Source organism: Nonomuraea sp. ZG12 (assembly GCF_052068115.1).
Lineage (GTDB): Bacteria > Actinomycetota > Actinomycetes > Streptosporangiales > Streptosporangiaceae > Nonomuraea.
This window is the reverse complement of the sequence record NZ_JBQHCW010000088.1, coordinates 1-1,032: the sequence shown is the minus strand read 5'-3', so window position 1 is coordinate 1,032 and position 1,032 is coordinate 1. Positions and strand designations below refer to the sequence as shown.

Sequence of the window (1,032 nt, the reverse complement as noted above, 5' to 3'; positions counted from 1 at the left end):
ACCCTGACCCGCCCGGGTGTGATCGGAAAGCCCATCGTCATCAGAGACGACAACATCCGCCACCCCGGCGCCACCTGTGCGGTGCTCACCGCCTTCGACAACGTCACCTACCGGGCCGATCACGAGAGCTACTGGAGCGGGCGAGACACCGTCCTGCGCGGGACGTTCACCTTCGAGACCTGACGCTCAGACAGGGCCCCCGCACCATCGATCGCCATTCTTCGTCGCGATCCGCCACGAGGCGATACCTCGCACATCTCCCCCGCCAGCCACGCGGAAGCGCTGAAGTGCACGCTCCAAGGCCAACCGAACCAACCGAAACATCTCTTGCTGGAGGACTGTTGAAGACACGCATTCTGGGCGCCGCGCTGGCAATCGCAGCATTGAGCGGGCTGCTGGTGGCAAGCCCGGCGCAGGCGAGAGACGGAGTGTCCTCCGCCCGCGTCCGCGTGGACACCGGGATCCCCGGCGGTGGCGCGCTCGTCACGACGACCGTCGACTTCGTCAACCGGAGGAAGGTCATCTTTCGGAACTTCACGGTGCGCGACCTCTGTCCCGGCGACAACAGGCCGGTGCAGGCCCGGGCTTGGTGGCACTACACCGACGGAACCACCGGGAAAAGCGCCGTGAGGACGGACACCAACGGCTGCGGCGACGACGGTACCAACTTCGGAAACATCACCCCTCCCAGCACCAAGGGCATATCGAGCGTCTACCTGGAGGTGTGGCTCTACACCGGATCAGGCACTAAGCGTCGCAACATCAGCCTGTCCCGATACAACCAGTACGTACACCCGGGCCGCTGACGCTCAGGCTTTCAGCTGGTCGGCGTACCAGGACTTGATGACGTTGCCGATGATGGCCAGGCGTTCGTCGAAGGGGATGAAGGCGGACTTCATCGCGTTGATGGCGAACCCGCGGAAGTCGGGCAGGCCGTAGCCGAAGGCGTCGGCGGGCAGGGCGAGTTCGCGGGTCATCGAGGTGCCGCTCATCAGGCGATTGCAGGTACTCGAAGGCGTCCAGGTGCCGGGT

General features: G+C 65.0%; 2 protein-coding genes and 1 pseudogene. 2 read left to right on the top strand and 1 reads right to left on the bottom strand.

Features of this window, described 5'->3' with window-relative positions:
- Both ACTMTF_RS49370 and ACTMTF_RS49365 read left to right on the top strand, forming a co-directional pair.
- The coding region (locus ACTMTF_RS49370) for a hypothetical protein (protein WP_441117033.1) at nucleotides 1-183 on the top strand (183 nt) is incomplete at its 5' end.
- Between the two features lie 158 nt (nucleotides 184-341).
- Nucleotides 342-806, top strand: a complete 465-nt coding sequence (locus tag ACTMTF_RS49365) for a hypothetical protein (protein ID WP_441117032.1) — start codon at nucleotides 342-344, stop codon at nucleotides 804-806.
- A 3-nt stretch (nucleotides 807-809) separates the two neighbouring features.
- On the opposite strand, the pseudogene ACTMTF_RS49360 reads toward ACTMTF_RS49365, so the two are convergent.
- A pseudogene (locus ACTMTF_RS49360) lies at nucleotides 810-1,032 on the bottom strand (hypothetical protein); the annotation flags it as partial.